The organism is Actinomyces sp. HMT 175 (genome assembly GCF_016694895.1).
GTDB lineage: Bacteria > Actinomycetota > Actinomycetes > Actinomycetales > Actinomycetaceae > Actinomyces > Actinomyces oris.
The window spans coordinates 1,127,440-1,152,708 of sequence record NZ_CP068012.1 but is presented as its reverse complement, the minus strand read 5'-3'; the positions used below and the strand labels follow the sequence as shown (position 1 = coordinate 1,152,708).

Genomic DNA, 25,269 nt, shown 5'->3' with positions numbered 1-25,269 from the left:
ATTAACGCGGTAGAAGAACTTTCAGACTCCAGCGATGCGGGGCAGCTCAGCCAGATCGTCGCGGTGGATCACGGGAGCCACGTGGTCGGGGGCGGGGGAGCCCTCGGCCCGGGCCGCCAGGACCTCGCGCAGCTCGGCTGCGGCGTAGCGGCATATCCCCCGGGCCAGGACGCCCTCGGGGCCGACGACGTCGACGACGGAACCCGACTCGAAGTCGCCGTCGAGGCCGGTCAGGCCCGGCAGCAGGAGCGACTTCTTCCCCACGGTCAGGGCCCGGGCCGCCCCGGCGTCGATGAGAACGCGCCCGTCGGGCTGGGAGGCGTGGGCCATCCACAGCCGGCGGCTGGGGCGGTGGGGACCGGTGGGCTCGAACCAGGTGCCCAGGTCGGTGGGAACCTGTTCCTGGCCCAGGAGCGCTGCGGCGTCGTCGGCCCGGGCGATGAGGGTGGTGGTGCCCGAGGCGCAGGCGATGGTGGCGGCCTGGAGCTTGGTGGTCATGCCGCCGGTTCCCACGAAGGAACCGCGCCCGGAGACACTGACCCCCGCCAGGTCCGCCGAGGAGCACACGTGGCGGATGGGAGTGGCGCCGGGGGTTCCGGGGCGCGCGGTCCACAGGCCGTCGACGTCGGTGAGTAGCACCAGGACGTCGGCGGTCACCAGGTGGGCCACGAGGGCGGCGAGGCGGTCGTTGTCGCCGAGGCTGAACTCGCTGGTGGCCACCGCGTCGTTCTCGTTGATGATGGGGACGGCTCCCAGTGAGAGCAGGGAGTCGAAGGTGGCGCGCACCGTGCGGTAGTGGCTGCGGATGGCGACGTCGTGGGCGGTCAGGAGGACCTGGGCGGTCACCAGTCCATAGGCGCTCATCGCGGTCTCCCAGCGGGCGGCGAGCCGCCCCTGTCCCACGGAGGCGGCCGCCTGCAGGAGGCTGAGCTCGTCGGGGCGCCGGCTCAGCCCCAGGGGCACCAGCCCTGAGGCGACGGCCCCGGAGGAGACCAGGACGACATCGTGGCCGCGACTGCGCATACCGGCGATGAGGCCGGCGAGGATGTCGATGCGGTTGAGGTCGAGCCCGCCGTCGGCGCGTGTCAGGGAGGAGGAGCCGACCTTGACCACGACGCGGGCCCCCTCAGGCAGGCGTTCCGGGCGCTCCTGTCCGTGGTCTAAGTCGGCACCGGTTGCTGCTGGAGTCATGGGTTCACGCCTCAGTCCTCGTCGTCCCCGTGCCAGGAGGCGGCATCGGTCCACAGCCCCTCGGCGGCCTCGTCGCGCAGCTGCTGGCGCGCGGCCTCCTTGGCATCCATCATCTCGTGGTACTGGCTGCGCCGCTCCACGTTGGTCCGACGCCGACTGGTCTCCAGGCGCAGGTCGGTGCCTCTGGCGCCCAGCAACTCGGGCCCGGTGGTCATCGTGGGCTCCCAGGTGAAGAGCACTCCCCCATCGACCTCGCCGATGAGGACGGTGTCGCCGGCGTGGGCGCCGGCCTTGACAAGCTCGTCCTCGACCCCGGCCGCGGCCAGGCGGTCGGCGAGGTAGCCGACGGCCTCGTCATTGGTGAAGTCGGTCTGACGCACCCAGCGCTCGGGGCGCTGCCCGCGGACCTGGTAGACCTGCCCCTCGCTGGGATGGGCCAGCAGACGCACCTGGGCGATGCTCTCCTTCTCCCGCCGCCCGACCGCCGCGGGCCGGATGACGGGGCGCGACTCACCCGAACCGTCAGTCGCACCGGGCTCGCCGTCGCTCCGGGGAGTCGCCGGAGCGGCCTTCCGTGCCCGCTCGACCTCACTGGCCAGGGCGAAGGACAGGGGGCGCAGCCCCGTGTGCGCGACCGCGGAAATGATGTGGACAGGCAGTCCCCGGGCCTCGATGTCGGCGCGCACGAACTCGGCGAGCTCCGCGGCGTCGGGGACATCGACCTTGTTGAGCACCACGATGCGGGGGCGCTCCATGAGGGGGACCCGGCCGGTGAGGGAGGGGTTGTCCTCCTGCTCGCCGAGGCGCTCGGAGTAGGCAGCGAGCTCGGCCTCAATGGTGTCCAGGTCGGAGAGGGGGTCGCGCCCCGGCTCGAGGGTGGCGCAGTCCAGGACGTGGACGATGACGGCGCAGCGCTCAATGTGCCGCAAGAAGTCAAGTCCCAGACCTTTGCCCTGGGAGGCTCCGGGGATGAGTCCGGGGACGTCGGCGATGGTGTAGCGCACGTCGCCGGCCTCGACGACCCCGAGGTTGGGGACGAGGGTCGTGAAGGGGTAGTCGGCGATCTTGGGGCGGGCGGCGCTCATGGCGGCGATGAGGGAGGACTTGCCGGCACTGGGGTAGCCCACCAGGGCGACGTCGGCGATGGTCTTGAGCTCCAAGGTGATGTCCTGCGCCTGACCGGGCTCTCCCAGGAGGTGAAAGCCGGGGGCCTTGCGCTTAGAGGAGGCCAGGGAGAAGTTGCCGCGCCCGCCGGTGCCGCCCTGGGCGACGACGACGCTGGTGCCCTCCCCCACGAGGTCGGCGATGACCTGACCGCGCGAGTCCTTGACGACGGTGCCCTCGGGAACGGGCAGGAGGAGGTTCTTGCCGTCGGTACCGCGGCGCCAGTCCCCCATGCCGGGGGTGCCGTTGCCGGCCCGCTGGTGCGGGGAGCGGTGGTAGCTCAGCAGGGTCGTCACCCGGGGGTCGACCGTCAGGACGACGTCACCGCCATGACCGCCGTCGCCGCCGTCGGGCCCGGCCAGGGGCTTGAACTTCTCACGGTGCACGGAGGTGCAACCGTTGCCGCCGTCGCCGCCGGCCACGTGGAGGACCACTCGGTCAATGAAGCTGGGCATGGGGTCTCCTGTGAGTCCGGGATAGCGCGAGAGGGCGGACGGCAGGTGCCGTCCGCCCTCTCGCGACGTGGTGATGTGCTCGGGGCTCAGGCCTCGGGGAGCACGACGTTGACGACCCGGCGACCGCGGAAGGTACCGAACTCGACGTTACCGGCGGCGGTGGCGAACAGGGTGTCGTCGTTGCCGCGGCCGACGTTACGGCCCGGGTGGAAGTGGGTGCCGCGCTGGCGGACGATGATCTCGCCGGCCTTGACGAACTGGCCGCCGAAGCGCTTGACGCCGAGGCGCTGCGCGTTGGAGTCGCGGCCGTTACGGGAGGAACCAAGACCCTTCTTGTGTGCCATGGTTGAAGGCTTCTTTCTTCTCGAGCGTGTGCGTTCAGGATGCCCGCGTACTGGCTGACGCCGGGGCGGTCACTTGATGGCGGTGACCTTGACGGCCGTCAGCTGAGCGCGGTGGCCCTGGCGCTTGCGGAAGCCGGTCTTGTTCTTGAACTTGAGGATGTTGATCTTGGGGCCCTTCTCGTCGCCGATGATCTCGGCGGTGACGGAGGACTTGGCCAGATCGGCGGCAGAGGTGGTCACCTTGTCGCCGTCCACCAGCATGACGGGGGCGAGGGTGACCTCGTCGCCGATCTCACCAGCAAGCTTGTCGACAACCACGACGTCGCCGACGGAGACCTTCTCCTGACGGCCGCCGGCCTTGACGATCGCGTAGACCACTTGAATGCTCATCTCTGTAGATTCTTCGAAAGGCTCTCACTCGCTGCAAGACCGGGATCGGCCTCGCCGGGAGGGCCCTGTCTGGGCAATGGCGCAAGAAGCACCGGCAGATAACTCTAGGCGATCATGTCGCCAGCACCAACCTCCGATCCGCCCCGCCCCCTGTGTTCTTGGGCACGGAGACGTCGTCAGGCCGACTCCTCCGGGGTGTCTGAAGAATTCTCCGGTGAGGGCGCGGCGCTCTTGGCCGTGGCCCGCCGTCGTGTCCTCCTCGCCGGCTTGTCCTCAGCCGGCTCCGACGGCGCCTCGCCGGGCTGCGGCTCAACGGGGTCCTCGGAGGTCGCGGCAGCCTTCTTCTCGGCCTTCTTGCCGGTCTTCCTCCCCGACTTCTTGTCCACCTTGTCGCTCTTCTTCTCACTGGACTTCTTCGCCGGCTTCTTGTCAGCCGCCTTCCTCGACCGGCTCCTGACCGGCTTGTCCTCGACCGGGACATCCGAAGCATCCTGGCCATCGGCGGGCTGCCCGTTCTCCACGGTCTGCGCCGCAGCGTCGGCGGTGTCACTCACGCCGGCCTCCGGGGCCTCAACGGCCCCCTGATCCTCATGAGACTCCTGCCCCTCCTGCTGGCTGTCCTTGTGAGCCTGCTCGGCGGCGGCCGCGATCTGGGCCAGAGCGCCTCGCACTGCCGCCCGGGCCTCGTCGTCTACTCCGGACTCGGGCGATGCGGCGACGTCGCGCCCTGCCGATGCCTTGCCGCGACCGGAGCCCTTGGAGCCCTTGGTCTCCTGGGAATCCTGCTTGGTCTCCTTCTTGCCCCCGCCGGTAGCCTGCTCCTCACGGTTCTTGCGTCCGCGCGAGCGTCCGCCGCCGCGTGAGGCGGAGGCCGACATGTCGACCTGCTGGTTCTCCACGGGCTCGTCGTGAACGATGAAGCCCCGGCCCTTGCAGTGCTCGCAGGTGGTGGAGAAGGCCTCGACCAGGCCCTGCCCCACCCGTTTGCGGGTCATCTGGACCAGTCCCAGCGAGGTGACCTCGGTGACCTGGTGGCGTGTCCGGTCGCGCCCCAGGCACTCCACGAGCCGGCGCAGCACGAGGTCCCGGTTGGACTCCAGGACCATGTCGACGAAGTCGATGACGACCATGCCGCCGATGTCGCGCAGGCGCAGCTGGCGGACGATCTCCTCGGCGGCCTCCAGGTTGTTGCGGGTGACGGTCTCCTCCAGCGTGCCCCCCGCGCCGGTGAAGCGCCCGGTATTGACGTCGATGACGGTCATCGCCTCGGTGCGGTCGATGACCAGGGTGCCGCCGCTGGGGAGCCAGACCTTGCGGTCGAAGCCCTTGGCGAGCTGCTCGTCGACGCGGTGGGCGGCGAAGACGTCCTCGGGCCCGACCCAGTGCTCGAGGCGCTCGGACAGATCCGGGCTGACCTCGTCGATGTACTGCGAGATCGTGGACCAGGTGTTGTCCCCGGAGACGACGAGCTTGCGGAAGTCCTCGTTGAAGACGTCGCGGATGACTCTCACGGCGAGCTCGGGCTCACCCTTGAGCAGGACGGGGGCCTTGCCGCTGCCCTTCATGACGGAGGACGCCTTCTTGTCGATGGCCTCCCACTGGGCCACGAGGCGCTCGACGTCGGCGGTCAGCTGCTCCTGGGTGGCCCCCTCCGCGGCGGTACGCACGATGACTCCGGCCGAGTCGGGCACGATCCGCTTGAGGATCTTCTTCAGGCGGCTGCGCTCGGTATCCGGCAGCTTGCGCGAGATACCTGTCATGGTGCCGCCGGGGACCAGGACCAGGTATCGGCCCGCCAGGGTGATCTGGCTGGTGAGCCGGGCGCCCTTGTGGCCGATGGGGTCCTTGGTGACCTGGACCAGGACGGTGTCGCCGCTGGAGAGGGCGTCCTCGATACGGCGGGGCCTGCCCTCCAGGCCGGCGGCGTCCCAGTTGACCTCGCCGGCGTAGAGGACGGCGTTGCGCCCCTTGCCCAGATCCACGAAGGCGGCCTCCATGGAGGGCAGGACGTTCTGAACCCGGCCGACGTAGACATTGCCGACCATGGAAGTCTGGGTGTGCCGGGAGACGTAGTGCTCCACGAGGAGCCCGTCCTCCAGGACGGCGATCTGGTTGAGACCGTCGGACTCGCGCACGATCATCTGCCGGTCCACGGACTCGCGACGGGCCAGGAACTCGGCCTCAGTGACGATGGGACGACGGCGCCCGGCCGCCCTGCCCTCGCGGCGGCGCTGACGTTTGGCCTCCAGGCGGGTGGACCCCTTGAGGGCGGTCACCTCGTCACGCAGGTCACCACTGTCCGAGCGGGTACGGGAGCGACGTCGCCGGCGGCGCGATCCGGACACGGTACTCGTGGCGCTCTCTGCAGCGGCATCGGAGGAGGTCTCACGCGAGGGAGTCTCATCGGCGCTGTCATCCTCCGCGGCCTGCGACTCATCATCGGCATCGGCGCGCGTCGGGTCCTCACCCCGCGAGCGCGAGCGCCGACCGCGCCCGCCACGGCGCCGCTTGCGGCGGGCCCCGCCCTCGTGGGCGTCCTCCGAAGAATCGGCCCGGGCCTCATCGGTCCCGTCAGCACTGTCAGTGCCATCGTCCTCTGAGACCTCGGCGGGCTCGGCGTCAGCCCCGTCGTGGGAGGAGTCCTCGCGGCGCTCCTGCGGGGTCCCGGTACCGGCGGCAGCCCGCCGACGCCGACGGCCGCGACCACCACTGCGGTCGGCACGGGAGGACTCGGACTCAGCATCATCGTCATGTCCCTGGGCACCGGTCCGCGCGTCAGCGCCCCCCTCATCCGCCTCGTCCTTGGCTCCCTGGTGACGCGAGGCGGTCGGCGCCTCCTGGGGAGCGGCGCTCGCCGCGGTGACCCGACGACGCCGACGGGCCCGGCTGGGGTCGGGGGCCTGGAACAGGAGCGAGGCGGCAGGAAGCCGGGGGACCTGGAGGTCCTCCTCCTCATCGAGGTTCGTGCCGGCGGGCTCGTCGCCTTCGTGGGGCTGGTCGGCTTCCTCGTCGTCGGTCTCGTCGATCTCAGCCGCCCCCTCGACCTGGTCCTCGAGATCCTCCTGCGCGGCTTCGCCGCTCGATGCATCCTCGGTCACGCCCGGCTCGTCAGGATCGTCGGCGACACGGGCCTCGGCGGCGGGAGCCTCCTCAGGAGCGGCGGAGGCCGCGACAACCTTCCGGCGCCGACGCGGCGGGACCGGCTCAGCCACAGGAGCTGCCGGGGCCTGCTGCACACCGGGTTCCTCAAGGCCGGAGGTGGTGACGGTCTCCGAGCTCCCCGCCGAACCGGGCTGCTCGGCAACGGGGGCCTGTGCGGGGGCGGCCGCGGCCGCGGTGACCCTGCGGCGGCGGCGCGGAGCCGGGGAGCTCACGGCCTCACCGTCGCCGTGCTCGAAGGATTCTGTTGATTCTGATGTGGTGCGACGTGCCATGGGGCTTGCACTCTCCGGGGCCGACGCCGTCGCCGTACCCTCGACGCGTCAACGCGGTTGTGCCCCCTAGCGGGAGCAGCGAAAAAGTCTTGAGCGCACCCGCGAGGGCGCACGCCTCACCTGACGTCCACTCAGACCGGGCTCGCAGCGGCGCATCTCAGGCGGCGCAAGGTCCTCGGACAGGGACGGTCGTAAGGCGCGGCTTCAGGTACTGGTACGAGGCACCCGACGCCGACTCGAAGTATCCCACACAAACGCCGAGATGCGCTTGTGCGACTCATGGCGCCCTCGATCTGCGTTCACGTTGCCCTCATCACGCCCCCAGCAGGCACCCACCCCTCGACCAGACACGCAGCAAGCCCTACCAACGTGTCACGGACTTTCATCCCCGTTCTGCGACAACCACACCTGCACCGCTTGCCCGATAAAGCGCCGCGACATCGCCTCGTCAGCGAGGCACCCACAAGAAAAGAACCGGTCGGACCGCATACTGCGACACCTTCACACGCCACACGTTTCACGACATGACGTCATGGTTGCCTTATAATGCTCCTATTGACCTGTAGGACGATCTACAGAGAAACCTATCGATCTCATCACCATCTCCGAAAGGTGGCGCGGATGGCCATCTCTCCTATGGCGCTGGACTCTCTGGATCTAGCGCGCTGGCAGTTCGGTATCACCACTGTCTACCACTTCATCCTGGTTCCGCTGACCATCGGGCTGTCCCCTCTGGTGGCTCTCATGGAGACGCTGTGGCGCAGGACCGGTAACCAGCAGTGGCTCGTGGCTACCAAGTTCTTCGGCAAGATCCTGCTCATCAACTTCGCGCTCGGCGTGGCCACCGGCATCGTTCAGGAGTTCCAGTTCGGCATGAACTGGTCGGAGTACTCCAGGTTCGTCGGCAACATCTTCGGCGCCCCCCTCGCCTTCGAGGCCCTGCTGGCCTTCTTCATGGAGTCCGTCTTCCTGGGCCTGTGGATCTTCGGATGGGACCGTCTGTCTCCCAGGCTGCACAACCTGTGCATGTGGGCTGTGGCCGCCGGCACGAACTTCTCCGCCTTCTTCATCCTCACCGCCAACTCCTGGATGCAGCACCCGGTGGGCGCCGTCGTCAACCCCAAGACGGGGCGCGCCGAGCTCGACGGGGTGAGCGGCTTCCTCAAGCTCCTGTCCAACGAGCTGGTGTGGGCCACCGTGCTGCACGTCATCTCCTCGGCTCTGCTGGTGGCCGCGGCCGTCGTCATGGGCGTGTCCGTGTGGTGGATGGTCAAGGCCGCCCAGGCCAAGCAGGACTTCGAGGCGCGTGAGCTGTGGCGGCGGGTCGCCCGTTTCGGGGCCATCACCATGGTGGCCGCGGGTCTGGTCACCGCCGGCACGGGCCACATGCAGGGTCAGCTGGTCGCCGAGTACCAGCCGGCCAAGATGGCCGCTGCCGAGGGTCTGTGCCACACCGAGGCCGGAGCCCCCTTCACCGTGGCCGCCTTCGGGGACTGCAAGAACGAGGACGGCATGGTCCGGTTCATCTCGGTTCCCGGTGTCTACTCCTTCATGGCCACCAACGACTTCAACGCCAAGCTCACTGGGCTCAAGGAGGCCGGCGACACCTACGCCAAGCAGTACGGCACCACCGATGCGCGCGGCAACGCCGTCGACTACAGCCCCAACATCATGGTCAACTTCTGGTCCTTCCGCCTCATGATCGGGCTGGGCATGGCCTCCATGGGCCTGGGGGCCCTGGCCCTGTGGCTGACCCGCTCCAACAGGCTCATCTCCCGCCCGCTTCTGGGCAAGGCGGCACTGGCAACCATGTGGCTGCCCTTCATCGCCTGCTCCTTCGGGTGGATCTTCCGTGAGATGGGCCGTCAGCCCTGGGTCATCGTCCCCAACCTGTCCGATCCGGTCTCCCAGGTCTACATGCTCACCGCCGACGGCGTCTCCTCCGTGGTCTCCTCGGGCACGGTGCTGGCCTCCATGGTCATCTTCACCCTGCTGTATGCCGCGCTCGGCGTGGTCTGGTTCGTGCTGCTGCGCCGCTACATCCGTGAAGGGGTGCGCACCCCGGTGCCGGACAAGACTGAGAAGTCCAAGCAGACGGACCGGGATGGCAAGGACACGGACTCCGGCGATGATTCCGTTGACTCCTCCGAGGCCGCCCCGGCCCTGTCCTTCGCCTACTGAGCCGAGGAAGGTAGAAAACCCATGACACTGAGCATCCTCTGGTTCATCCTCATCGCCGTCCTGTGGATCGGCTACCTCACCCTGGAGGGCTTCGACTTCGGCGTCGGCATGATCCTGAAGATCCTGGGCCGCGACGAGCGCGAGCGGCGTGCGACGCTGGCCACGATCGGCCCCCACTGGGACGGTAACGAGGTGTGGCTGCTGACTGCCGGCGGGGCGACCTTCGCCGCCTTCCCCGAGTGGTACTCCACCCTGTTCTCCGGGGCCTACATCGTCCTGTTCATCATTCTGCTGTGCCTCATCGTGCGCGTGTGCGCCATCGAGTGGCGCCCCAAGGTCAACTCCCAGACCTGGCGCGACCGCTGGGACTGGGTCCACACGATCAGCGCCTGGCTGCCCTCCATCCTGTGGGGCGTGGCCTTCGCGAACCTGGTTCAGGGCATGCACATCGAGGTCGTCCAAATCTCCAACGGCGCCGTCGTCCCGGCCGCCCAGGTGCCGGCCGACTCCCTGGTGCCCGGTGCCGCCCACCAGATCACCGGGGGCCTGCTCACCATGGTGACTCCCTTCACCCTGCTGGGAGGCGTCGTCACCTGCCTGCTCTTCCTCAACCACGGTGCGCTCTTCGTGGCCCTCAAGACCACCGGCGACCTGTCGCAGCGCGCGCTGGGGATGTCACGCCGCCTCGCCCCGGTGGCCACCGTGGTCACCGCCGCCTGGGCCCTGTGGGCGCAGCTGGCCTACTCGAGCAGCGCCCTGTCCTGGATTCCGCTGGTCGTCGCCGCCGCCGGACTCATCGGCTCCCTGCTCATGGGACGCACTGGGAAGGAGGGCCGGGCCTTCGCCCTGCACTTCGTGGGGATCGCCTTCGCCGTCGTCTTCATCTTCGCCGCGATGGCCCCCAACGTCATGCGCTCCTCGGTGGACCCGGCCTACTCGCTGACGATCCAGCAGGCCGCGAGCGCCGACACGACCCTGCTCATCATGAGCGTCGCCGCGGCGGTGTTCGTCCCCGGGGTCCTGGCCTACACGATCTGGAGCTACAAGGTCTTCGCCTCGCGCATCAACGTTGAGAGCATCAATCCCGACGAGGGCGGGCTGCACCCCACGCTGGTGCGCGACTCGACCCAGCCCGAGGCGCACTTCGGGTACTGACGGACAGCGCGACGCATCGGCCGGGGGTCTCCGGGCCCTTGGACCTACTCCCCTATCCTTGAGCAGGTGAAGCCCCTCGATCCCCGGCTGATGCGTTACGCACGCTCCGCCCGCCGATACATCGCCGCCACCGCCGTCACCGGAATGGTGACCGCCGTGCTGGTGGTGGTTCAGGCCTTCCTCATCTCCGGTGCGGTCTCCTCGGTCATCTCCGAGGGGGCCGCACCGTCTGCCGTCAGGGCACTGGCGGTGGCTCTGGGCGGGGTCCTGGCGGCCAGGGCCCTGGTGGTCCTGCTCCAGGAGGTTCATGCCCACCGGTCCGCCACGGAGACCATCGTTGAGCTGCGTCGGATGGTTCTGGAGCACGCGGCCCGACTAGGCCCCCGCTGGCAGGCGCTTCACGGGACGCAGACGGCCACTCTTCTGACTCGCGCGCTGGACGACCTCGAGCCCTACTTCACCCGCTACCTTCCCCAGCTGGTGCTGGCCTCGACGGTGACACCGGCCACGGTGCTGGTGCTCCTCACCCAGGACTGGTCGGCCGCGGTGGCCGTGATGTGCACCTTGCCCCTCATTCCGATCTTCATGATCCTCATCGGCAGGATGACTCAGTCCGTCTCCCAGGAGCGTCTCAAGACCATGCAGGTCCTGGGCGATCAGGTGCTCGATCTCATCTCGGGCCTGCCCACGCTCAAGGCCCTCGGGCGCGAGCGGGGACCGGTCGAGCAGGTGCGCTCCTTGAGCCGCTCCTACCGGCGCACCACCATGTCGACCTTGCGGGTCGCCTTCCTGTCGGGGGCGGTCCTGGAGTTCATCACGACGCTGTCGGTGGCGATCATCGCCGTCCAGATCGGGTTCCGGCTCGTGGCCGGACGCATGGACCTGTTCACCGGTCTGCTCGTCCTCATGGTGGCCCCTGAGGTCTATCAGCCGCTGCGGCAGGTGGGTTTCCAGTTCCACGCCTCGGCCAACGGGGTGGCGGCGGCGAACGCCGTCTTCGAGGTTCTTCAGACCCCGGTGCCCGAGCACGGCGACCTGCCGGCCCCCGACCTGCGCTCGTCGACGATCGAGCTCGATGAGGTGTCCGTCGCCTCCCGGGGCGCGTGGGCCCCCGCCGGGCTCAGTGCCTCGATCCGGCCGGGCAGCCTGGTGGCGCTGACCGGCCCGTCAGGTGCGGGCAAGACGACGACGACGCAGGTCCTCCTCGGCCTGCTGCCCCCCGACCGGGGGCGGGTGAGGATCGTGCCGGACGACGGCGCCCCCAGCGGCGTCGTCGACCTCGCCCAGATCGATCCAGCCACCTGGTGGGAGCAGATCGCCTGGGTGCCCCAGCGCCCCACCATCACCCCGGGCACGGTGCTGGACAACGTCCTGGATCATGCCGAGCCGGGAGCCGCGGCGGCAGAGGACGTACCCGACGTACTGGTCGAGGCGGCCCGGGCCACGGGCTTCGATGAGGTCGTGGACGACCTGCCGCAGGGGTGGCGGACCCCGGTGGGCAGTGCAGGTGTGGGACTGTCCGTGGGGCAGCGCCAGCGTCTGGCCCTGACCCGTGCCCTGTGCTCGACGGCACCCCTGGTGGTCATGGATGAGCCGACCGCACACCTGGACGCGGCCAGTGAGGCCCACGTCCTGGACGCAGTCCGTGCGCTGCACGCCTCGGGGCGCACGGTGGTGGTCATTGCGCACCGTCCTGCGCTCATGGCCCTGGCCGAGCAGACCATCGCCGTGACGAGCCAACCGGTACCGCCGGCGGACCTCGCACCTGACCGGACACCTGACCGGGTACCTGACCAGGTATCTGCCCATGAGGCGGCGACGGCGCAGGAGGAGGCCCTGTGAGCACGGCAAGCACATTGACCCCTGAGCCCCCTGAGAACCCCGTGAACCCCGCACATCCGACGACCTCCGCCCTCTCCCCCGCGCTGTCCGCTGATGAGCGACGCTCCCTGCGCCGGGCGGTGGGCCTGCTGAACCTGGACCGCTCACGCTTCATCCTGGCCGTAGTCGCCGGGACGGCGGGTATGGCCTCGGCAGTGTCCCTGTCCGGGGTGGCGGCCTGGCTCATTGCGCGGGCCTCACAGATGCCCGACGTCGTCGCACTGGGGGTTGCGCCAGTGGCGGTGCGGCTCTTCGGCATCTCACGCTCCGTGCTGCGCTACTGCGAGAGGCTCGTCTCCCATGACACCGCCCTGAGAGGCATGGGCGCTCTGCGCACCCACCTCTACGAGTCCCTGGCCTCAGCCCGCACCGACACGGTTGCGGGGCTGCGCCGCGGCGACGTCCTGGCGCGAGTGGGCAGCGACATCGACGCGGTCGGGGATCTCGTGGTGCGCGCCTATCTGCCGGCGGCTGTCGCCGCCGTCCTGGGCGCAGCCACATGTCTCGGCGTCGGCGTGGTCTACTTGCCGGCGGGCCTCATCCTGCTGGCCTGTCTGCTGCTGTCGGGACTGGTGGGCCCGTTGGCGACCATCCGTTCGGCGAGAATCGCCGAGCAGGCCCGTCAGAGGCAGGCCACTGAGCTGTCCGCGGAGGTGCTGGCGGTCCTGGAGGGGGCCCCCGAGCTGTCCGTCTCCGGGCGGCTGGCCGGCTCGATGCGCCAGGTCGTCTCCCGGGAGGATAGCCTGACCCGTCTGCGGGACCGGGCCGCGGTACCGGCCGCGATCGCGGCGGCCGTGGACGTGGCCGCCATGGGCCTGGCGGTCCTGGGAAACCTGGTGGTGGGGGTGAGCGCCGTGTCCTCCGGGCAGCTGGCCCCGGTCTGGCTGGCAGTGATCGTCCTGGTTCCACTGGCCGCCTTCGAGGCCACCTCAGCGCTCGGCCCGGCCAGCGTGCAGCTGGTCAGGTCGGCCGGCGCCGCCTGCCGCATCGTGGAGCTCATCGAGGCCGCTGAAGCCAGTGCCGCCAGCGGCTCCGCGATGTCCTCCGCGCCTCTGGAGCTGCCCGAGCCCTCCGCCCAGGGCCCGTACCTCGAGGCAAGGGGGCTGGCGGTGGGCTGGCCGGGCGGCCCGGTGGTGGCCGAGGGCATCGACCTGGATCTGCGGGTCGGTCGCCGAGTGGCGATCGTGGGGCCGTCGGGGATCGGCAAGTCGACACTGCTGGCCACGCTGGCGGGGCTGCTGGAGCCTCGGGGCGGCACGCTGACGCTCGACGGCGTCCCCCCGTGGCAGGCGGCCCACTCAGAGGTGGCGGCCCGGGTGTGCCTGACTGCGGAGGACGCGCACGTCTTCCACACCAGCGTCCTGGAGAACCTGCGCGTGGCGCGCGGGGACGTCACCCCCGCCGAGGCCGGCGAGCTGCTGAGCCGGGCCGGCCTGGGGAGGTGGCTCGAGGCTCTTCCCGAGGGAGTTGAGACCATCATCGGCACCGATGCCACCACACTGTCAGGTGGGGAGCGGCGTCGGCTCCTGCTCGCCCGGGCCCTGGCGGCTCCGGCTCCCCTGATGCTGCTGGACGAGCCCGGTGAGCATCTCGATGCCCTCACCGCGGACCGGCTCGTGACCGACCTGCTGACAGCGGGCGACCAGGGCCGCGGCACTCTCCTGGTCACCCATCGTCTCAGCGCCCTGGAGCACGCCGACGAGGTCCTCGTCATGGGACACCGGCCGCAGGCCACCGGCGAGCAGGCCCCGGCGACTATCCTGCACCGAGGCAGCCACCGCGAGCTCCAGGACGTCTCCGAGACCTACCGGTGGTCGCTCTCCCAGGAGGATCAGGACAGGCAGCAGGACCACGTATCCGGTACGAGCTGAACGAGCTGAGCACGATGACGACACCCCACCCGCAGCACGCAGCAGACACTCTCGGCGAGAGTCTTGGCTTCCCCGGTGTGCCCGAGGACGCCCTGGAGGAGCTCGACGGCCCCCCGGCGCGCCGTGAGGAGGCGCTGGCGACCTCTTCGGAGGAGAACGCCGCGGCGGGGCGTCTGGCCTACGCCGTCCACGCCGACCAGCTGGTCTCCACCCGTGGCCGCCGGGTGTCGGCCCTTCAGCCGAGCCTGGACGAGGCGACTGTCGCCCTCATCCAGGCGGCCCTGAGCCTCACCAGCTCCCTGCGGGTCCCCGACGCGCTGCGCCGTCTGGTGGAGTCGGCCTGCTCCATCACGGGTGCCTCGTGGGGAACCATCGCCGTGCTCAACCACGCGGACATGGATGTTGACCCGGCCGGCCCCCTCTCGCCCGATTCCTCCGGCGCGAGCTCGGGCACCGGTCTGTGCAGCGGGGTGCCCACGGCGACCCTCGATGAGCTCGCCCAGATGGCCGGCGCCCCCGATACCGCCGGCACTTCGCACGCCTCCTCTGAGTCCCTGCTCAACGGGCTCGAGGGAACCGGGATGGTCATCGACAACGACCTGGGCAGGGCATCGGCCTTCACCGGTGCCATCGAGGGTGAGGAGACCGGCAGTCTGCTCTCGGCCCCGCTGCGCCTTCACGGCCAGGTCTACGGACATCTCTACCTGTGTGACAAGCCGGGGGGCTTCACCCGCTCGGACGCCGACGCCGTCCTGACCCTGGCCCAGGCCGCAGCCGTCGCCGTGGAGAACGCCCGCCTGTACCGCGAGGCCCGTGACCGCGAGCAGTGGATGGTGGTCTCCCAGGAGCTGACGACGCTGCTGCTCTCGGGCGCCGAGGAGGATGACGCGCTGACGCTCATCGCCCACCGTGTCCGCCAGGTCGCTCACGCCGACACCGCCGCCCTCATCCTGCCCAGCATCGGGGAGCGCTGGATCTGCGAGATCGCCGACGGCGAGCACGCCCGGGAGCTGATCGGCACCTTCTTCCCGCCCGAGGGTCGGGCCCTGACCACCCTGGCCCATCAGACCGGCCTGGTCGTGGACTCCCTGGAGGACGCCTGGGGCGACGGCGACCTGATGGTCCCCCAGCTGGGCCAGTTCGGGCCGGCCCTCTACGCCCCCATGATCCACCGGGGACGGGGCGTGGGGGTGATGCTGCTGCTGCGCTCCCCCGGCGCGGCACCCTTCACCGCCCAGGACCTGGAGATCGCCGAGCTCGTGGCGGGACAGGCAACCATGGCCTTCGAGCTGGCCGACGCCCAGCACGCCGAGGAGATGGCCACGCTGCTCGATGAGCGGGCCCGGATCGGCCGGGATCTGCACGACCTGGCCATCCAGCAGCTCTTCGCCACCGGGATGCAGATCTCCGCGGCCCGGGAACGGCTGGCCTCCAGCGCGCAGGCGGACCTGGATGCGGTGTGCTCCGTGCTGAGCACCGCCCTGGAGGCGGTGGACGACTCCGTGGGCCAGATCCGCTCCATCGTGCGTTCCCTGCGCGATCGCGATGAGGAGGTCGGGGTGATCGAGCGGCTGCGGCGCGAGGCCTCCCTGGCCCGCAACGCTCTGGGCTACGCCCCCTCGCTGCTGCTGAGCGTCGACGGCCGGGGTCTGGCCCAGGTGGACCGCGACGAGGAGGACCGGCTCATCGCCTCGGTCGACGCCGCCGTGGCACCGGATATTGCCGACGACATGGTCGCCGTCGTGCGTGAGGGACTGAGCAACGTTGCCCGTCACGCCCACGCCTCCTCGGTGACGGTGGACGTCAAGATCGAGGGGGTGCAGCCGGGCTCGGAGCAGTGCTGCGGCCCCGGCGACGACGAGGGTCACGCCTCGGGAGACGCCGAGCCCTTCCGGGGCAGCCCGGTGGTGGAGATCGTCTGCCGTGACGACGGCGTCGGGGTGAATCCCTCCGTGACGCGCCGTTCGGGGACAGCCAACATGGCCGAGCGAGCCCGCCGCCACGGCGGCAGCTTCGTCATCGGTCCACGGGCCCGCTCCGACGGCGAGCGGCGCGGCACCTGCTTCACCTGGCGAGTGCCCTTGGACGGGGGCGGCCGGGTGCGCTGAGTCCGCGTGCGCCCCTCAGTGGCGGGCTCAGCGCGCAGAAGGACCCGTCAGCTGTTGCGCCAGCCTGAGGCCCGCTGACCGGCGACCCAGGCGGCGACCTGGGTGCGTCGCTGCAGACCCATCTTGGCCAGCAGGGAGGTGATGTGGTTCTTAACCGTCTTCTCTGCGACTCCGAGCCGCTCACCGATCTCCCGGTTGGACAGGCCGTCACCGATGAGGTCGAGGACCTTGCGCTCGGCGTTGGTCAGGTCGGCGGTAGGGTCGTCGTGGTCCGCCCGGCGGCGCGTCACGGTGCGCTCATCGAGCAGGACGCGTCCGGAGGCGACTGCCCGCACGACGTCGCTGATCTCGGCGCCATGGACCGTCTTGAGCAGGTAGGCCCGGGCACCTGCTGCCAGGGCCTCAGCCAGGGCCTCGTCGTCGTCGAAGGAGGTCAGCACGATCGGCAGGGCCTGGGGCACGGAGTCCCTCAGCTCCTGCATGAGCTCGATGCCGGTGCCGTCGGGCAGCTGGAGGTCCACGAGGATGACGTCGGGGCGTACCAGCTCGGCCCGACGCACCGCCTCAGCCCGAGATCCCGCCTCGGCGACGACGTCGAGCCCATCGGCGCGGTCAATGATCTCGGCGATGCCGCGACGGACGATCTCGTGGTCGTCCACGATCATGACGCGGACGATCTCCGACGATGGGGTGTGTGCCATACTCATGACATTACCAGGGTATGGAAACCTACGTCACAACCCTGGCGGCACTGTGGCGATGCTGCGGTGATGCTGTCGTGGAGGCTCCCTGCGAGCACTGGCGGCGCCTACCGGTGCCGGCGCGGACGGGTCTGGCAACGGGGGCAGTAGGTGTGAGAGCGACCTCCCAGAGTCTCACGCGCCATGGTGGCCCCGCAGCGGCGGCACTCCAGCCCATGGCGCCCGTAGGCGCCCAGCTCGCGGGCGAAGAACCCGGCGGCACCCTCGACATCGACGTAGAGGGCATCGAAGCTCGTGCCACCGACCTCAAGGGCCCGGCGCATGACCTCAGCGGTGGACTCAAGGATTCGGGCCACCACCCGCGGGCCGAGACCGGTTCCCGGGCGCAGGCCGTGCACCCCGGCCTCCCACAGGCCCTCGTCGGCGTAGATGTTGCCGATGCCCGAGACAAGTCCCTGGTCGAGCAGCTGGGTCTTGATGGCGCGCCTCGAGGCGCGTACCCGGGCGACGACGCCGGTGGGGCCGGCCAGCTGCAGGGCCGGGTCGAGCAGGTCACGGGCGATATGGGTGGCGTCGGCGGGCAGCAGCGGCCGCGGGTCGCCCATCCCGCCGGGAGCGCCGTCGGCGGTGGGGATCAGGTCGACGACGTGCAGGCCACCGAGCATGCGCTGGTCGACCAGGTCGAGGACCGCCGCGCCGGCGCCGTTGTCACAGTTATCGCCGCCGAGGCCGGTGCTGAGGTGGAGGCGCACTCGCAGGTGGCGGGCAGAGGTGGAGATGTCCCGCACGTAGCGGGGCTGCTCGGTAGCACTCAGGTCCGCTGGGCGCCCGCCGGGCAGAGTGTCCGGATCGGCCAGGAAGGCCGCGGCACGGTGGGACTCCGGGGCAGCGTCAGGAGCGGTCGCGACGGTGGTGCCGCGCACGAGCAGCTGGCCGCTCATGCCCAGGTGGGCCGACAGGGCGCGTCCGTCATCCAGGGGCAGCCACAGGAACTTCCCGCGGCGGACGGCCGCGGTCAGGGTGCGCCCGGTGAGCTGGTCGACGAAGGCCTGCGCTCCCCCGTCCTGGCGGCGCAGCGGACGCGGGTCAAAAACCTCGACGCGGGTGACGGTGCGTCCGGCCACGTGCCGGGCGAGACCGGCGCGCACCACCTCGACCTCGGGCAGCTCTGGCATCAGCTCGTCTGGGAGCCCTGCCCGGTGAGCAGGTCGGCGCGCAGGGCCTCGTTGACTCCGGGAAGGTTGAGGCCGCCGTCGCCCCGGGCGGCCAGGATGGCGGCGTAGGCGGCCTCGGCGGCGTCATGCTCGGCGACCTTCTTCGAGCTGCCGGTGCCCTGCCCCAGGATCTCGCCGTCAACGATGGCACTGGCGGTGAAGACCCGCTGGTGATCGGGGCCAGTTCCGGTGACCTCGTAGGCGGGGTTGCCGAGCTGGTGGACGGCGGTGAGCTCCTGGAGGCTCGTCTTCCAGTCCAGGCCCGCGCCGCGGGTGCGGGCAGAGTCCAGGAAGCGGGAGACGAGCCGGGTGACGACAGTGCGGGTCTCCTCCAGACCATGGGTGAGGTAGGTGGCGCCGATGAGGGCCTCGACCGTGTCGGACAGGATGGAGTCCTTGTCCCGCCCGCCCGAGAGCGCCTCGCCCTTGCCGAGCTTGATGAACTCTCCCAGCCCCAGGTCGCGGGCGACGGCGGCCAGGGCCGGCTCGGAGACGGTGGCCGCACGCATTTTGGCGAGCTGGCCCTCGGGGACCTCCGGGTGGGTGCGGTAGAGGTACTCGGTGACGATGATGCCCAGGACGGAGTCGCCCAGGAACTCCAGGCGCTCGTTGGTGGGCAGACCGCCGTTCTCGTGGGCGTAGGAGCGGTGGGTCAGGGCCAGGTCGAGCAGGTCGGCATCGATGCTCGGCCCCCAGCGGTAGACGAGGGCCTCGGTGTCGGTGCGCGCGGGCGGGGCGCTGCGGCGCTTGGCCATCAGGCCTGTTCCTCCCCGCTCGTGGGCGCGTCCTGCTCGCCCTCCTGACCGGTCTCGGTCTCCAGCAGGCCGGCCAGGGCGGACCAGCGCGGGTCAAGGACCTCGTGGTGGTGGTCGGCGGGCAGGTCCTCGAGCCGCTTGCCGCAGTCGGGGCACAGTCCGGGGCAGTCGGGGCGGCACAGGGGTTGGAAGGGCAGCGTGGGCACCAGGGCGTCGCGCAGTGCCGGCTCGAGGTCCAGGGTGGTCTCCCCCACCGCCAGGAGGTCCTCTGCCTCCTCATCGCCTTCGGCCCGCTGGGCCTCGATGACCTCGGGGAAGAGGTAGAGCTCGTCGATCCGCACGCTGCGGTCCTCATCGAGGTCGCGCAGGCAGCGCACGCACTCGCCGTGAATGTGCAGGTCGGCGTCGGCCTGCGCCAGGACGCCGTCGTCCATGGAGGTCAGGGTGACGTCGAGGGCGAGGTCGCTGCCCTCGGGCACGCCGATGACCTCCGTGCCCAGGTCGGCGGGGGCCGGGGTGCGGATCTGCAGGTTCTTGACCGAGCCGGTGGCACGGGGCAGGTCGACGATATCGACGACGAGTCCTGACATGGGTTCCTCCACAGCGGGTTGACCGCGCCGCATCCAGCGATGACCGAGGGGCCCAAGCGGCATGATGTCCGCGTGATGCCCAGGTGATGCACATGGTGCCGGGCGGCTGGTGGGCGGGGTGATGGACGAGGTGTCTGGCGCGAGCGTACCCGGTGGGGCTGCGGCGCCTCTGGTTCAGTGGGCGGAGGGGTCCACGGACCAGCCCGAGCGGCGGCGCACGGGCTCCTGGATCTCCACCGGCTGGCCCGCGCCGTCGCCCAGGCGGCCGGCCAGGACCTCGCGGCCGGCGCGGATCTGCTCGGCAACCTTGGCGACCTCGGCCTCCAGGGAGGCCAGGGTGCGGTCGGAGTACTCATCGGCCCCGTGACGCAGGGAGGCGGCCTTGTCCTCCGCCGCGGCCACGATGCTGTCGGCCCGGTCATTGGCCATGCGCACGATGTTCTCCCCGGCCACGAGCCGCTCGGACTCCTCCTGGGCGTACTGGACGAGCCGTTCGGACTCGGCCCGTCCCTCAGCCAGGACGGCGTCGGCATCGGCGACGATCTTCTCGGCACGGCGAACGGCGCTCGGGACCGCGTCACGAGCCCGGTCGATGAGGTGCAGGGCGTTCTCCCGGTTGACGATCGCCGAGGCGCTCATCGGCATGGATCGGGCGTTGCTGATGAGCTCGTCGAGCTCATCGAGGATGCGCAGCAGGTCTTCTCCGGCATCGCGGCTGGTCGTCACGGTAGGTCCTCTCGAGTGTGGTCGGCGCCGACGAAGCGGCTTGGCGGAGTCCCGGGCGGGACGAGTCCTGAGTCGACGCCGTCGTGGGCTACAGACCCGGGGGCCTGAGCCAGCCGGACCGCCAGGGCGCGGGCAACAGCGGGCGGGACGAGGGCGGAGACGTCCCGGCCATAGCCGGCGACGTCCTTGACGAGGGAGGAGGAGATGTGCGCGTAGGCGGCGGACGCGGGGAGGAAGACCGTTTCGGGCGCTCCCAGGTCGCGGTTGAGCAGGGCCATGGGCAGCTCGGCGTCCAGGTCGCTGCCGCTGCGCAGGCCCTTGATGATGGCGTTCGCGCCGTGCTGAGTGCAGTAGTCGGCCAGGAGCCCGGGGACGATGTCCACCTCGACGCCGGGCAGGTGGGAGGTGGCCTCCCTGGCCAGGCGGAGGCGTTCGTGGGCGTCGAGCAGGTGGCGTCCGGCCTTGGCGGCGTTGTGGGCGATTCCGATGACGACGACGTCGAAGAGCGTGGTCGCGCGGGCGGCGATGTCGACGTGCCCCAGGGTGAGGGGATCGAAGCTTCCGGGGTAGACGGCCAGGCTCATACGGTCACGCTACTGGCTGGGCCCGCCGCGGTGCGGGACGCGCGCCGCACCGCCCTCGCCAGCACGCCAACGCGGCGCCCCGGGATCCTGGGGCGGCGCTGCTATATTCTCCTTGTGTCCACACGCGTGACCCTCAGTGACGTGGCCGAGGCCGTCGGAGTCTCAGCGCAGACCGTCTCTCGCGTACTCAACAACCACCCGTCGGTCCGTCCCGAGACACGTCAGAAGGTTCTGGCGGCCGTTCAGGCGCTGGGTTATGAGCCGAACCTCGCCGCCCGGTTACTGGCCTCGGGATCCTCCGGGGCCGTGGGCATCCTGCTGACGGCCGGGCTGTCGCACGGGATGGCCTCCACCTTCTCCGCGATCGCCAGGGCGGTGCGCGAGCGGGGGGACACCTTCGTCCTGGCCACTGCCGAGGGCGGCGACCCGGAGTCCGTGCGACAAGCACTGGCTCACCTGCACGGTCACCGCGTGGCGACCATCGTGGTCCTGGCCCAGCGCGCCGACGTCCTGACCATCCTCTCGTCCCAGCGCCACCGCGGCCCGATCGTGGCCATCATCTCGGGGCAGCACGAGTTCTCCGAGCTGGCCACCGTCTCCATCGACCAGGCCCTGGGAGCCAGGCTGGCCACGGAGCATCTTCTGGATCAGGGGCGCAACCGCCTGCTGCACGTCACCGGGGACCTGTCCTGGCAGGACGCCTCGGAGCGCCTGGCTGCCTACCAGTCGGCGTGCGCGCAGGCCGGGGTTCCCGGCCGCTGGGTGGGCACGGACGCCTGGACGGGAGAGGCCGGGGCCAAGGTTGCCAGGCGCCTGCTCGACAGCGGTCTGCCCGACGCCGTCTTCGCCGCCAACGATGACATCGCCCTGGGGCTGTGCCATGAGCTGCTCGCCGCCGGCGTGAGGATCCCCGACGACGTCGCCGTCGTCGGCTTCGATGACATCCCGCTGGCACGTTGGGCGACCCCATCCCTGTCCAGCGTCACGCAGGACTTCGACGCCCTGGGACGGGCCGCACTGAGCCTGTCCGACGAGATCGTCGAGGGCGCCCCCGCCCGCAGTGTCTGCCTGGAGCCGACGCTCGTCGTCAGAGCGTCAACAACCAAGGCCTAGCATGGACGATCACCTTCCCGGACGAGCCCACTGGACCCACTGAGCCTGCGAAGCTCTGCGCGCCCGGCTCGTACCGAGTGGGCGCACAGAGCTCCGAGGTAAGAGGCGACCGTCAGGAGGCGCTGACGGGCCTGGGCGTGCGCAGCGTGTAGACCCCGTAGGCGGACACCACCACGAAGCACCCGGCTACCGTGATGTAGGACACCGCAGGAGACGTCTTGTCCATGATGTAGCTCTGCACCAGAGGCATGGTGGCTCCGCCGATGATGGCCATGACCAGGCCGGCGGCCCCGAACTTAGTGTCCTCCCCCAGCCCAAGGAGGGCCTCGCCGTAGATAGTGGGGAACAGCAGGGAGATGCACGCCGACAGGGAGACAATGGCCAGCACCCCCAGAATGTTGACACTCACCATGGCGAACAGGGACAGGCCGACCCCGAGGGAGCACATGAACAGAAGCAGCTTTCGTGCGTCATACCGCCCCATGAGACCCACCATGAGGAACCGGAAGACCAGGAAGACGATGAGACTCGCCTGCAACCAGTATCCGGCGATCTTGTCCGACACCCCCAGGGCATCTGTGACGTAGTGCAGGGTGTAGGTCCAGATACAGGTCTGGGCGGAGACGTTGAAGTACTGCGCCACCACCCCGAAGCTGTAGCGCTTGTTGCGCAGCAGGCGCGCGAGCCTGCCCGGCCCGCCGCTGTCACCCGCAGCCGATTCCACCGGCCTTTCCAGGACCTTGACCCGGCCGATCATGACGGCCAGCAGGATGTAGAGGAGCCCGAGGGCGACATAGGGGCCCATGACCGCCTTGAGCTCTGCGCTCTGGGTGGCCAGCAGCACCTCGTGGCTCATGGCCTTGCGCTGCTCGGCGGTGGCCGGGTTCACCTTGGGCAGGATGAGTAGGGCGGCCAGCAGCACCCCCAGATTGGAGCCGATGGGGTTGAAGGCCTGCGCGAAGTTGAGGCGCCGAGTGGCATTGCGCTCCGGCCCCATGGACATGACGAAGGGGTTGGCGCTGGTCTCCAGAATGGACAGGCCGGCAGCCAGGGTGAACAGGGCGGTCAGGAACACCGAGTAGGTCATGACGTAGGCCGCGGGGATGAACAGGAGCCCGCCGGTTCCCGCCAGCACCAGCCCGATGAGGACGCCGCCCTTGTAGCCCAGGCGGCTGTTGATGAAGGCCGCCGGGATCGCCAGGCAGAAGTAGGCCCCGTAGTAGGCGGACTGCACCAAGGAGGACTGGAAGTTGTTCATGGAGAACACGGAGCGGAAGACCTTGACCAGAGGATCGGTCATGTTTCCGGCCAGGCCCCAGGCGGCGAAGCAGGAGACCAGCAGACAGAAGGGCAGCACCATGCCGGGATACAGGAACCCCCGCTTGGTCGTCCCCTCCCGGACAGGGGTCTCCTCAGCCACGGACTCACGGATCGCAGTCATCACAGCACGCCCTTCTTGAGAATGAGATTGCCGTACAGGGCGGTCTCCCCGGTGAGGACGACGGCGTAGACGCTGGGGGTGTAGTCGTAGAAGGCCATGCGCTCAATCGTCTTGACGCTCACCGGTCCGGCATCCTTCTCGGCCTCGTTCCAGATCTCCTCGTAGACGTCCCACACCGGAGGCCGAGGGTCATCGCCCACCGTCTCCATGAGGGCCACCTGGTAGCTGCTGTAGCGGTCCAGGGGCATGAGCGTGAGGATGGACCGCAGCAGGTCGGGGATCCCCAGACCGTCGGCCCGCACCGTGGTGGGGTGGAGGTGGTGCCCGGGGAAGTTCGCATCGGCCAGGAGAATCTCATCCCCATGGCCCATCTCGAGCAGGATCTTGACGAGTTCGGGTGACAGGTTGGCGGGAATGTTGCGGAGCATCGTTGCTCCTTTCGTGTGGTGGGTGTTCAGTTCAATGTGTGGTTGCGCTCGACGCGCCTGGCGGTCAGTCGGCGGTGGCGTTGCCCAGCCGTTCCCGCATGGCGTCGAAGGCGCCGGGATCGGCGATGGTCCCGGAGGCCTCGACCTCCACGGAGCCGATGCTGCGGCGCAGCACCTCACCGCGAGCACTCGGGCCGAGGACCTCGGCGGCCTCGAGCTGGGCGAGGATGTTGCCCAGGGCACTGGCCTCCGGCGTGCCCACGATGACCTGGCGGTGGCAGGCCGCCGCCGTCATGGCGGGCAGGAGGCTGTTGCGAGCCCCGCCTCCCACCAGGTGGATCGGTGCCGCCGGGTCCAGCTGGTCGCCGACGACGTCCTGCAGCCCCTGGGCGTAGGCGGCGTGGGCGCAGGCGAGCGACTCGAGGATGAGCCGGACCGTCTGCGCCGGCCCCTCGGGAGCCACCTTGTAGTGACTGCGGCACCACTGGGCGATCTTGGCCGGCATGTCGCCGGGACTGGCGAAGAGCTCATCATCGGGGTCGATGACGACGCCGAGGGAGGCGCACTGCCCCGCCGCCTCGACCAGCGCACCGGTGTCGGGCTCGTTCCAGGCTCGCTGGCACTCCTGGAGCAGCCAGAAGCCGGTGAGGTTGCGCAGCAGCCGGATGCCTCCGTCAGTGCGCACCTCGTTGGTCAGTCCGGCCCACAGCGCCGCTGCGTCCAGGACGGGGCTGGGAACCGCCGCCCCGATGAGGCTCCAGGATCCTGAGGAGATGAACAGGCGCACCTCGTCACCGGCCAGACCGAGCGCATGGACGGCGCAGGCGGTGTCGTGCCCGCCGGGACGCACAATGGTGATCCCCTCCGGGGTCGTCCCGGCCACCGTGGCGTCGTCGACGAGCGGGGGCATCCACCCCTCAGGAATCCCGGTGGCCTGGAGCACGCCAGCCGACCACTCTCGCGCCCCGGGTGAGGCGAGCCCGGTGGTCGAGGCGATCGCCCGCCCCGCCTGCGCGGGGGCTCCGAGCAGGTGGGCTACGAGGTCGGGCAGGGGCAGGAAGCGATCCACGCGATCGATGAGGTCGGGCTCCTGCCTCAGGTCCGCGTAGAGCTGGTAGACCGTGTTGATCTGCTGGGGCAGGATGCCGGTCTCCCGCCAGGCGGCCTCCACAGGGAGGGCCCGGTCCAGGTCCGCGGCCCAGCGGGCCATGCGCCGGTCCCGGTAGGCACGCGGGGCGCGCAGCAGCTCTCCGTGGGCGTCGAGCAGGCCGTAGTCGACCCCCCAGGTGTCGATGCCGATGGAGTCGGGGGCCCGCCCCAGGCGCTGCGTCGCCATGGCGATGCTCCGACGAACACCATCCATGATGCGCTCGAGGTCCCAGGTGAGGGTGCCGTGGTCGTCCACCGCCTGGTGGTGGAGGCGGAAGACCTCCTCAGTGCTGATGACCCCCTGCCGGTAGTTCCCCAGGACCGCTCGCACGGAGCTGGAGCCGAGGTCGAGGGCAAGGGCGTGGTGCTCGTCGGTGCTCGTCATGGCAGCACT

Annotated in this window: 20 protein-coding genes; 6 read left to right on the top strand and 14 right to left on the bottom strand. The window is 70.0% G+C overall.

Annotation, left to right across the window (positions count from 1 at the left end; all coding sequences use genetic code 11):
* Nucleotides 1-21: 21 nt before the first annotated feature.
* The 5 genes from proB to JJJ14_RS04925 all read right to left on the bottom strand — a co-directional run bounded on the left by proB (nucleotide 22) and on the right by JJJ14_RS04925 (nucleotide 6,978).
* Nucleotides 22-1,191, bottom strand: a complete 1,170-nt coding sequence (gene proB, locus JJJ14_RS04945; protein WP_201444833.1) for a glutamate 5-kinase — start codon at nucleotides 1,189-1,191, stop codon at nucleotides 22-24.
* 11 nt (nucleotides 1,192-1,202) lie between these two features.
* On the bottom strand, nucleotides 1,203-2,810 hold the full coding sequence (obgE, locus tag JJJ14_RS04940) for a GTPase ObgE (RefSeq protein ID WP_201444832.1): 1,608 nt from the start codon (nucleotides 2,808-2,810) through the stop codon (nucleotides 1,203-1,205).
* A gap of 86 nt (nucleotides 2,811-2,896) precedes the next feature.
* The gene (rpmA, locus tag JJJ14_RS04935) at nucleotides 2,897-3,154 is read right to left on the bottom strand and encodes a 50S ribosomal protein L27 (protein WP_003785909.1); all 258 of its coding nucleotides are present in this window, start codon (nucleotides 3,152-3,154) and stop codon (nucleotides 2,897-2,899) included.
* Nucleotides 3,155-3,223: 69 nt separating this feature from the next.
* On the bottom strand, nucleotides 3,224-3,544 hold the full coding sequence (rplU, locus tag JJJ14_RS04930) for a 50S ribosomal protein L21 (protein ID WP_004565174.1): 321 nt from the start codon (nucleotides 3,542-3,544) through the stop codon (nucleotides 3,224-3,226).
* 176 nt (nucleotides 3,545-3,720) lie between these two features.
* Nucleotides 3,721-6,978, bottom strand: a complete 3,258-nt coding sequence (locus tag JJJ14_RS04925; RefSeq protein WP_201444831.1) for an Rne/Rng family ribonuclease — start codon at nucleotides 6,976-6,978, stop codon at nucleotides 3,721-3,723.
* Nucleotides 6,979-7,599: 621 nt separating this feature from the next.
* Between JJJ14_RS04925 and JJJ14_RS04920 the strand changes: the two genes are divergently transcribed.
* From JJJ14_RS04920 to JJJ14_RS04900, 5 genes are all read left to right on the top strand, one after another.
* Entirely contained in the window at nucleotides 7,600-9,159 is a 1,560-nt protein-coding gene (locus JJJ14_RS04920; protein WP_201444830.1) for a cytochrome ubiquinol oxidase subunit I, read from the top strand.
* Between the two features lie 21 nt (nucleotides 9,160-9,180).
* Complete coding sequence (cydB, locus tag JJJ14_RS04915) at nucleotides 9,181-10,314, top strand: cytochrome d ubiquinol oxidase subunit II (protein ID WP_201444829.1); 1,134 nt, start codon at nucleotides 9,181-9,183, stop codon at nucleotides 10,312-10,314.
* A 66-nt stretch (nucleotides 10,315-10,380) separates the two neighbouring features.
* Complete coding sequence (gene cydD, locus JJJ14_RS04910) at nucleotides 10,381-12,156, top strand: thiol reductant ABC exporter subunit CydD (protein WP_201444828.1); 1,776 nt, start codon at nucleotides 10,381-10,383, stop codon at nucleotides 12,154-12,156.
* Entirely contained in the window at nucleotides 12,153-14,066 is a 1,914-nt protein-coding gene (gene cydC / locus JJJ14_RS04905; protein ID WP_236592915.1) for a thiol reductant ABC exporter subunit CydC, read from the top strand. Before cydD ends, cydC begins: the two co-directional genes overlap by 4 nt.
* Before the next feature lie 14 nt (nucleotides 14,067-14,080).
* The gene (locus JJJ14_RS04900; protein ID WP_201444827.1) at nucleotides 14,081-16,174 is read left to right on the top strand and encodes a GAF domain-containing sensor histidine kinase; all 2,094 of its coding nucleotides are present in this window, start codon (nucleotides 14,081-14,083) and stop codon (nucleotides 16,172-16,174) included.
* Nucleotides 16,175-16,221: 47 nt separating this feature from the next.
* Here the strand turns inward: JJJ14_RS04900 and JJJ14_RS04895 are convergent, their stop codons facing one another.
* The 6 genes from JJJ14_RS04895 to coaD form a co-directional block, all read right to left on the bottom strand.
* Nucleotides 16,222-16,881 (bottom strand): response regulator, encoded by a 660-nt coding sequence (locus tag JJJ14_RS04895; protein ID WP_020991587.1) that lies wholly within the window; start codon nucleotides 16,879-16,881, stop codon nucleotides 16,222-16,224.
* A 101-nt stretch (nucleotides 16,882-16,982) separates the two neighbouring features.
* Nucleotides 16,983-18,050 carry a bifunctional DNA-formamidopyrimidine glycosylase/DNA-(apurinic or apyrimidinic site) lyase gene (gene mutM, locus JJJ14_RS04890; protein WP_201444826.1) on the bottom strand — a complete coding sequence of 356 codons (1,068 nt, stop codon included), beginning with the start codon at nucleotides 18,048-18,050 and terminating at the stop codon, nucleotides 16,983-16,985.
* Nucleotides 18,050-18,844, bottom strand: coding sequence for a ribonuclease III (gene rnc, locus JJJ14_RS04885; protein WP_201444825.1), 795 nt, complete (start codon nucleotides 18,842-18,844; stop codon nucleotides 18,050-18,052). The genes mutM and rnc overlap by 1 nt, the downstream gene beginning before the upstream one ends.
* Nucleotides 18,844-19,434 carry a YceD family protein gene (locus tag JJJ14_RS04880; RefSeq protein WP_101558379.1) on the bottom strand — a complete coding sequence of 197 codons (591 nt, stop codon included), beginning with the start codon at nucleotides 19,432-19,434 and terminating at the stop codon, nucleotides 18,844-18,846. The genes rnc and JJJ14_RS04880 overlap by 1 nt, the downstream gene beginning before the upstream one ends.
* A 174-nt stretch (nucleotides 19,435-19,608) precedes the next feature.
* On the bottom strand, nucleotides 19,609-20,160 hold the full coding sequence (locus tag JJJ14_RS04875; RefSeq protein WP_004565185.1) for a hypothetical protein: 552 nt from the start codon (nucleotides 20,158-20,160) through the stop codon (nucleotides 19,609-19,611).
* Nucleotides 20,157-20,744 (bottom strand): pantetheine-phosphate adenylyltransferase, encoded by a 588-nt coding sequence (gene coaD, locus JJJ14_RS04870; RefSeq protein WP_201444824.1) that lies wholly within the window; start codon nucleotides 20,742-20,744, stop codon nucleotides 20,157-20,159. Before coaD ends, JJJ14_RS04875 begins: the two co-directional genes overlap by 4 nt.
* 114 nt (nucleotides 20,745-20,858) lie before the next feature.
* Between coaD and JJJ14_RS04865 the strand changes: the two genes are divergently transcribed.
* A complete protein-coding gene (locus JJJ14_RS04865; RefSeq protein WP_201444823.1) occupies nucleotides 20,859-21,857 on the top strand; it encodes a LacI family DNA-binding transcriptional regulator in 999 nt (332 codons plus the stop codon).
* A gap of 112 nt (nucleotides 21,858-21,969) precedes the next feature.
* Here the strand turns inward: JJJ14_RS04865 and fucP are convergent, their stop codons facing one another.
* From fucP to JJJ14_RS04850, 3 genes are all read right to left on the bottom strand, one after another.
* Nucleotides 21,970-23,298, bottom strand: a complete 1,329-nt coding sequence (gene fucP, locus JJJ14_RS04860) for an L-fucose:H+ symporter permease (RefSeq protein ID WP_201444822.1) — start codon at nucleotides 23,296-23,298, stop codon at nucleotides 21,970-21,972.
* Nucleotides 23,298-23,726 carry an RbsD/FucU family protein gene (locus JJJ14_RS04855; RefSeq protein WP_141407112.1) on the bottom strand — a complete coding sequence of 143 codons (429 nt, stop codon included), beginning with the start codon at nucleotides 23,724-23,726 and terminating at the stop codon, nucleotides 23,298-23,300. The genes fucP and JJJ14_RS04855 overlap by 1 nt, the downstream gene beginning before the upstream one ends.
* Before the next feature lie 64 nt (nucleotides 23,727-23,790).
* Complete coding sequence (locus tag JJJ14_RS04850; RefSeq protein ID WP_201444821.1) at nucleotides 23,791-25,260, bottom strand: rhamnulokinase; 1,470 nt, start codon at nucleotides 25,258-25,260, stop codon at nucleotides 23,791-23,793.
* Between the last annotated feature and the right edge of the window lie 9 nt (nucleotides 25,261-25,269).

Bases quoted from the DNA above. Each gene is read 5' to 3' on its own strand.
- proB (WP_201444833.1), bottom strand. From the start codon at position 1,191: ATGACTCCAGCAGCAACCGGTGCCGACTTAGACCACGGACAGGAGCGC.
- obgE (WP_201444832.1), bottom strand. From the start codon at position 2,810: ATGCCCAGCTTCATTGACCGAGTGGTCCTCCACGTGGCCGGCGGCGAC.
- rpmA (WP_003785909.1), bottom strand. From the start codon at position 3,154: ATGGCACACAAGAAGGGTCTTGGTTCCTCCCGTAACGGCCGCGACTCC.
- rplU (WP_004565174.1), bottom strand. From the start codon at position 3,544: ATGAGCATTCAAGTGGTCTACGCGATCGTCAAGGCCGGCGGCCGTCAG.
- JJJ14_RS04925 (WP_201444831.1), bottom strand. From the start codon at position 6,978: ATGGCACGTCGCACCACATCAGAATCAACAGAATCCTTCGAGCACGGC.
- JJJ14_RS04920 (WP_201444830.1), top strand. From the start codon at position 7,600: ATGGCCATCTCTCCTATGGCGCTGGACTCTCTGGATCTAGCGCGCTGG.
- cydB (WP_201444829.1), top strand. From the start codon at position 9,181: ATGACACTGAGCATCCTCTGGTTCATCCTCATCGCCGTCCTGTGGATC.
- JJJ14_RS04900 (WP_201444827.1), top strand. From the start codon at position 14,081: ATGACGACACCCCACCCGCAGCACGCAGCAGACACTCTCGGCGAGAGT.
- JJJ14_RS04895 (WP_020991587.1), bottom strand. From the start codon at position 16,881: ATGAGTATGGCACACACCCCATCGTCGGAGATCGTCCGCGTCATGATC.
- mutM (WP_201444826.1), bottom strand. From the start codon at position 18,050: ATGCCAGAGCTGCCCGAGGTCGAGGTGGTGCGCGCCGGTCTCGCCCGG.
- rnc (WP_201444825.1), bottom strand. From the start codon at position 18,844: ATGGCCAAGCGCCGCAGCGCCCCGCCCGCGCGCACCGACACCGAGGCC.
- JJJ14_RS04880 (WP_101558379.1), bottom strand. From the start codon at position 19,434: ATGTCAGGACTCGTCGTCGATATCGTCGACCTGCCCCGTGCCACCGGC.
- coaD (WP_201444824.1), bottom strand. From the start codon at position 20,744: ATGAGCCTGGCCGTCTACCCCGGAAGCTTCGATCCCCTCACCCTGGGG.
- fucP (WP_201444822.1), bottom strand. From the start codon at position 23,298: ATGACTGCGATCCGTGAGTCCGTGGCTGAGGAGACCCCTGTCCGGGAG.
- JJJ14_RS04855 (WP_141407112.1), bottom strand. From the start codon at position 23,726: ATGCTCCGCAACATTCCCGCCAACCTGTCACCCGAACTCGTCAAGATC.
- JJJ14_RS04850 (WP_201444821.1), bottom strand. From the start codon at position 25,260: ATGACGAGCACCGACGAGCACCACGCCCTTGCCCTCGACCTCGGCTCC.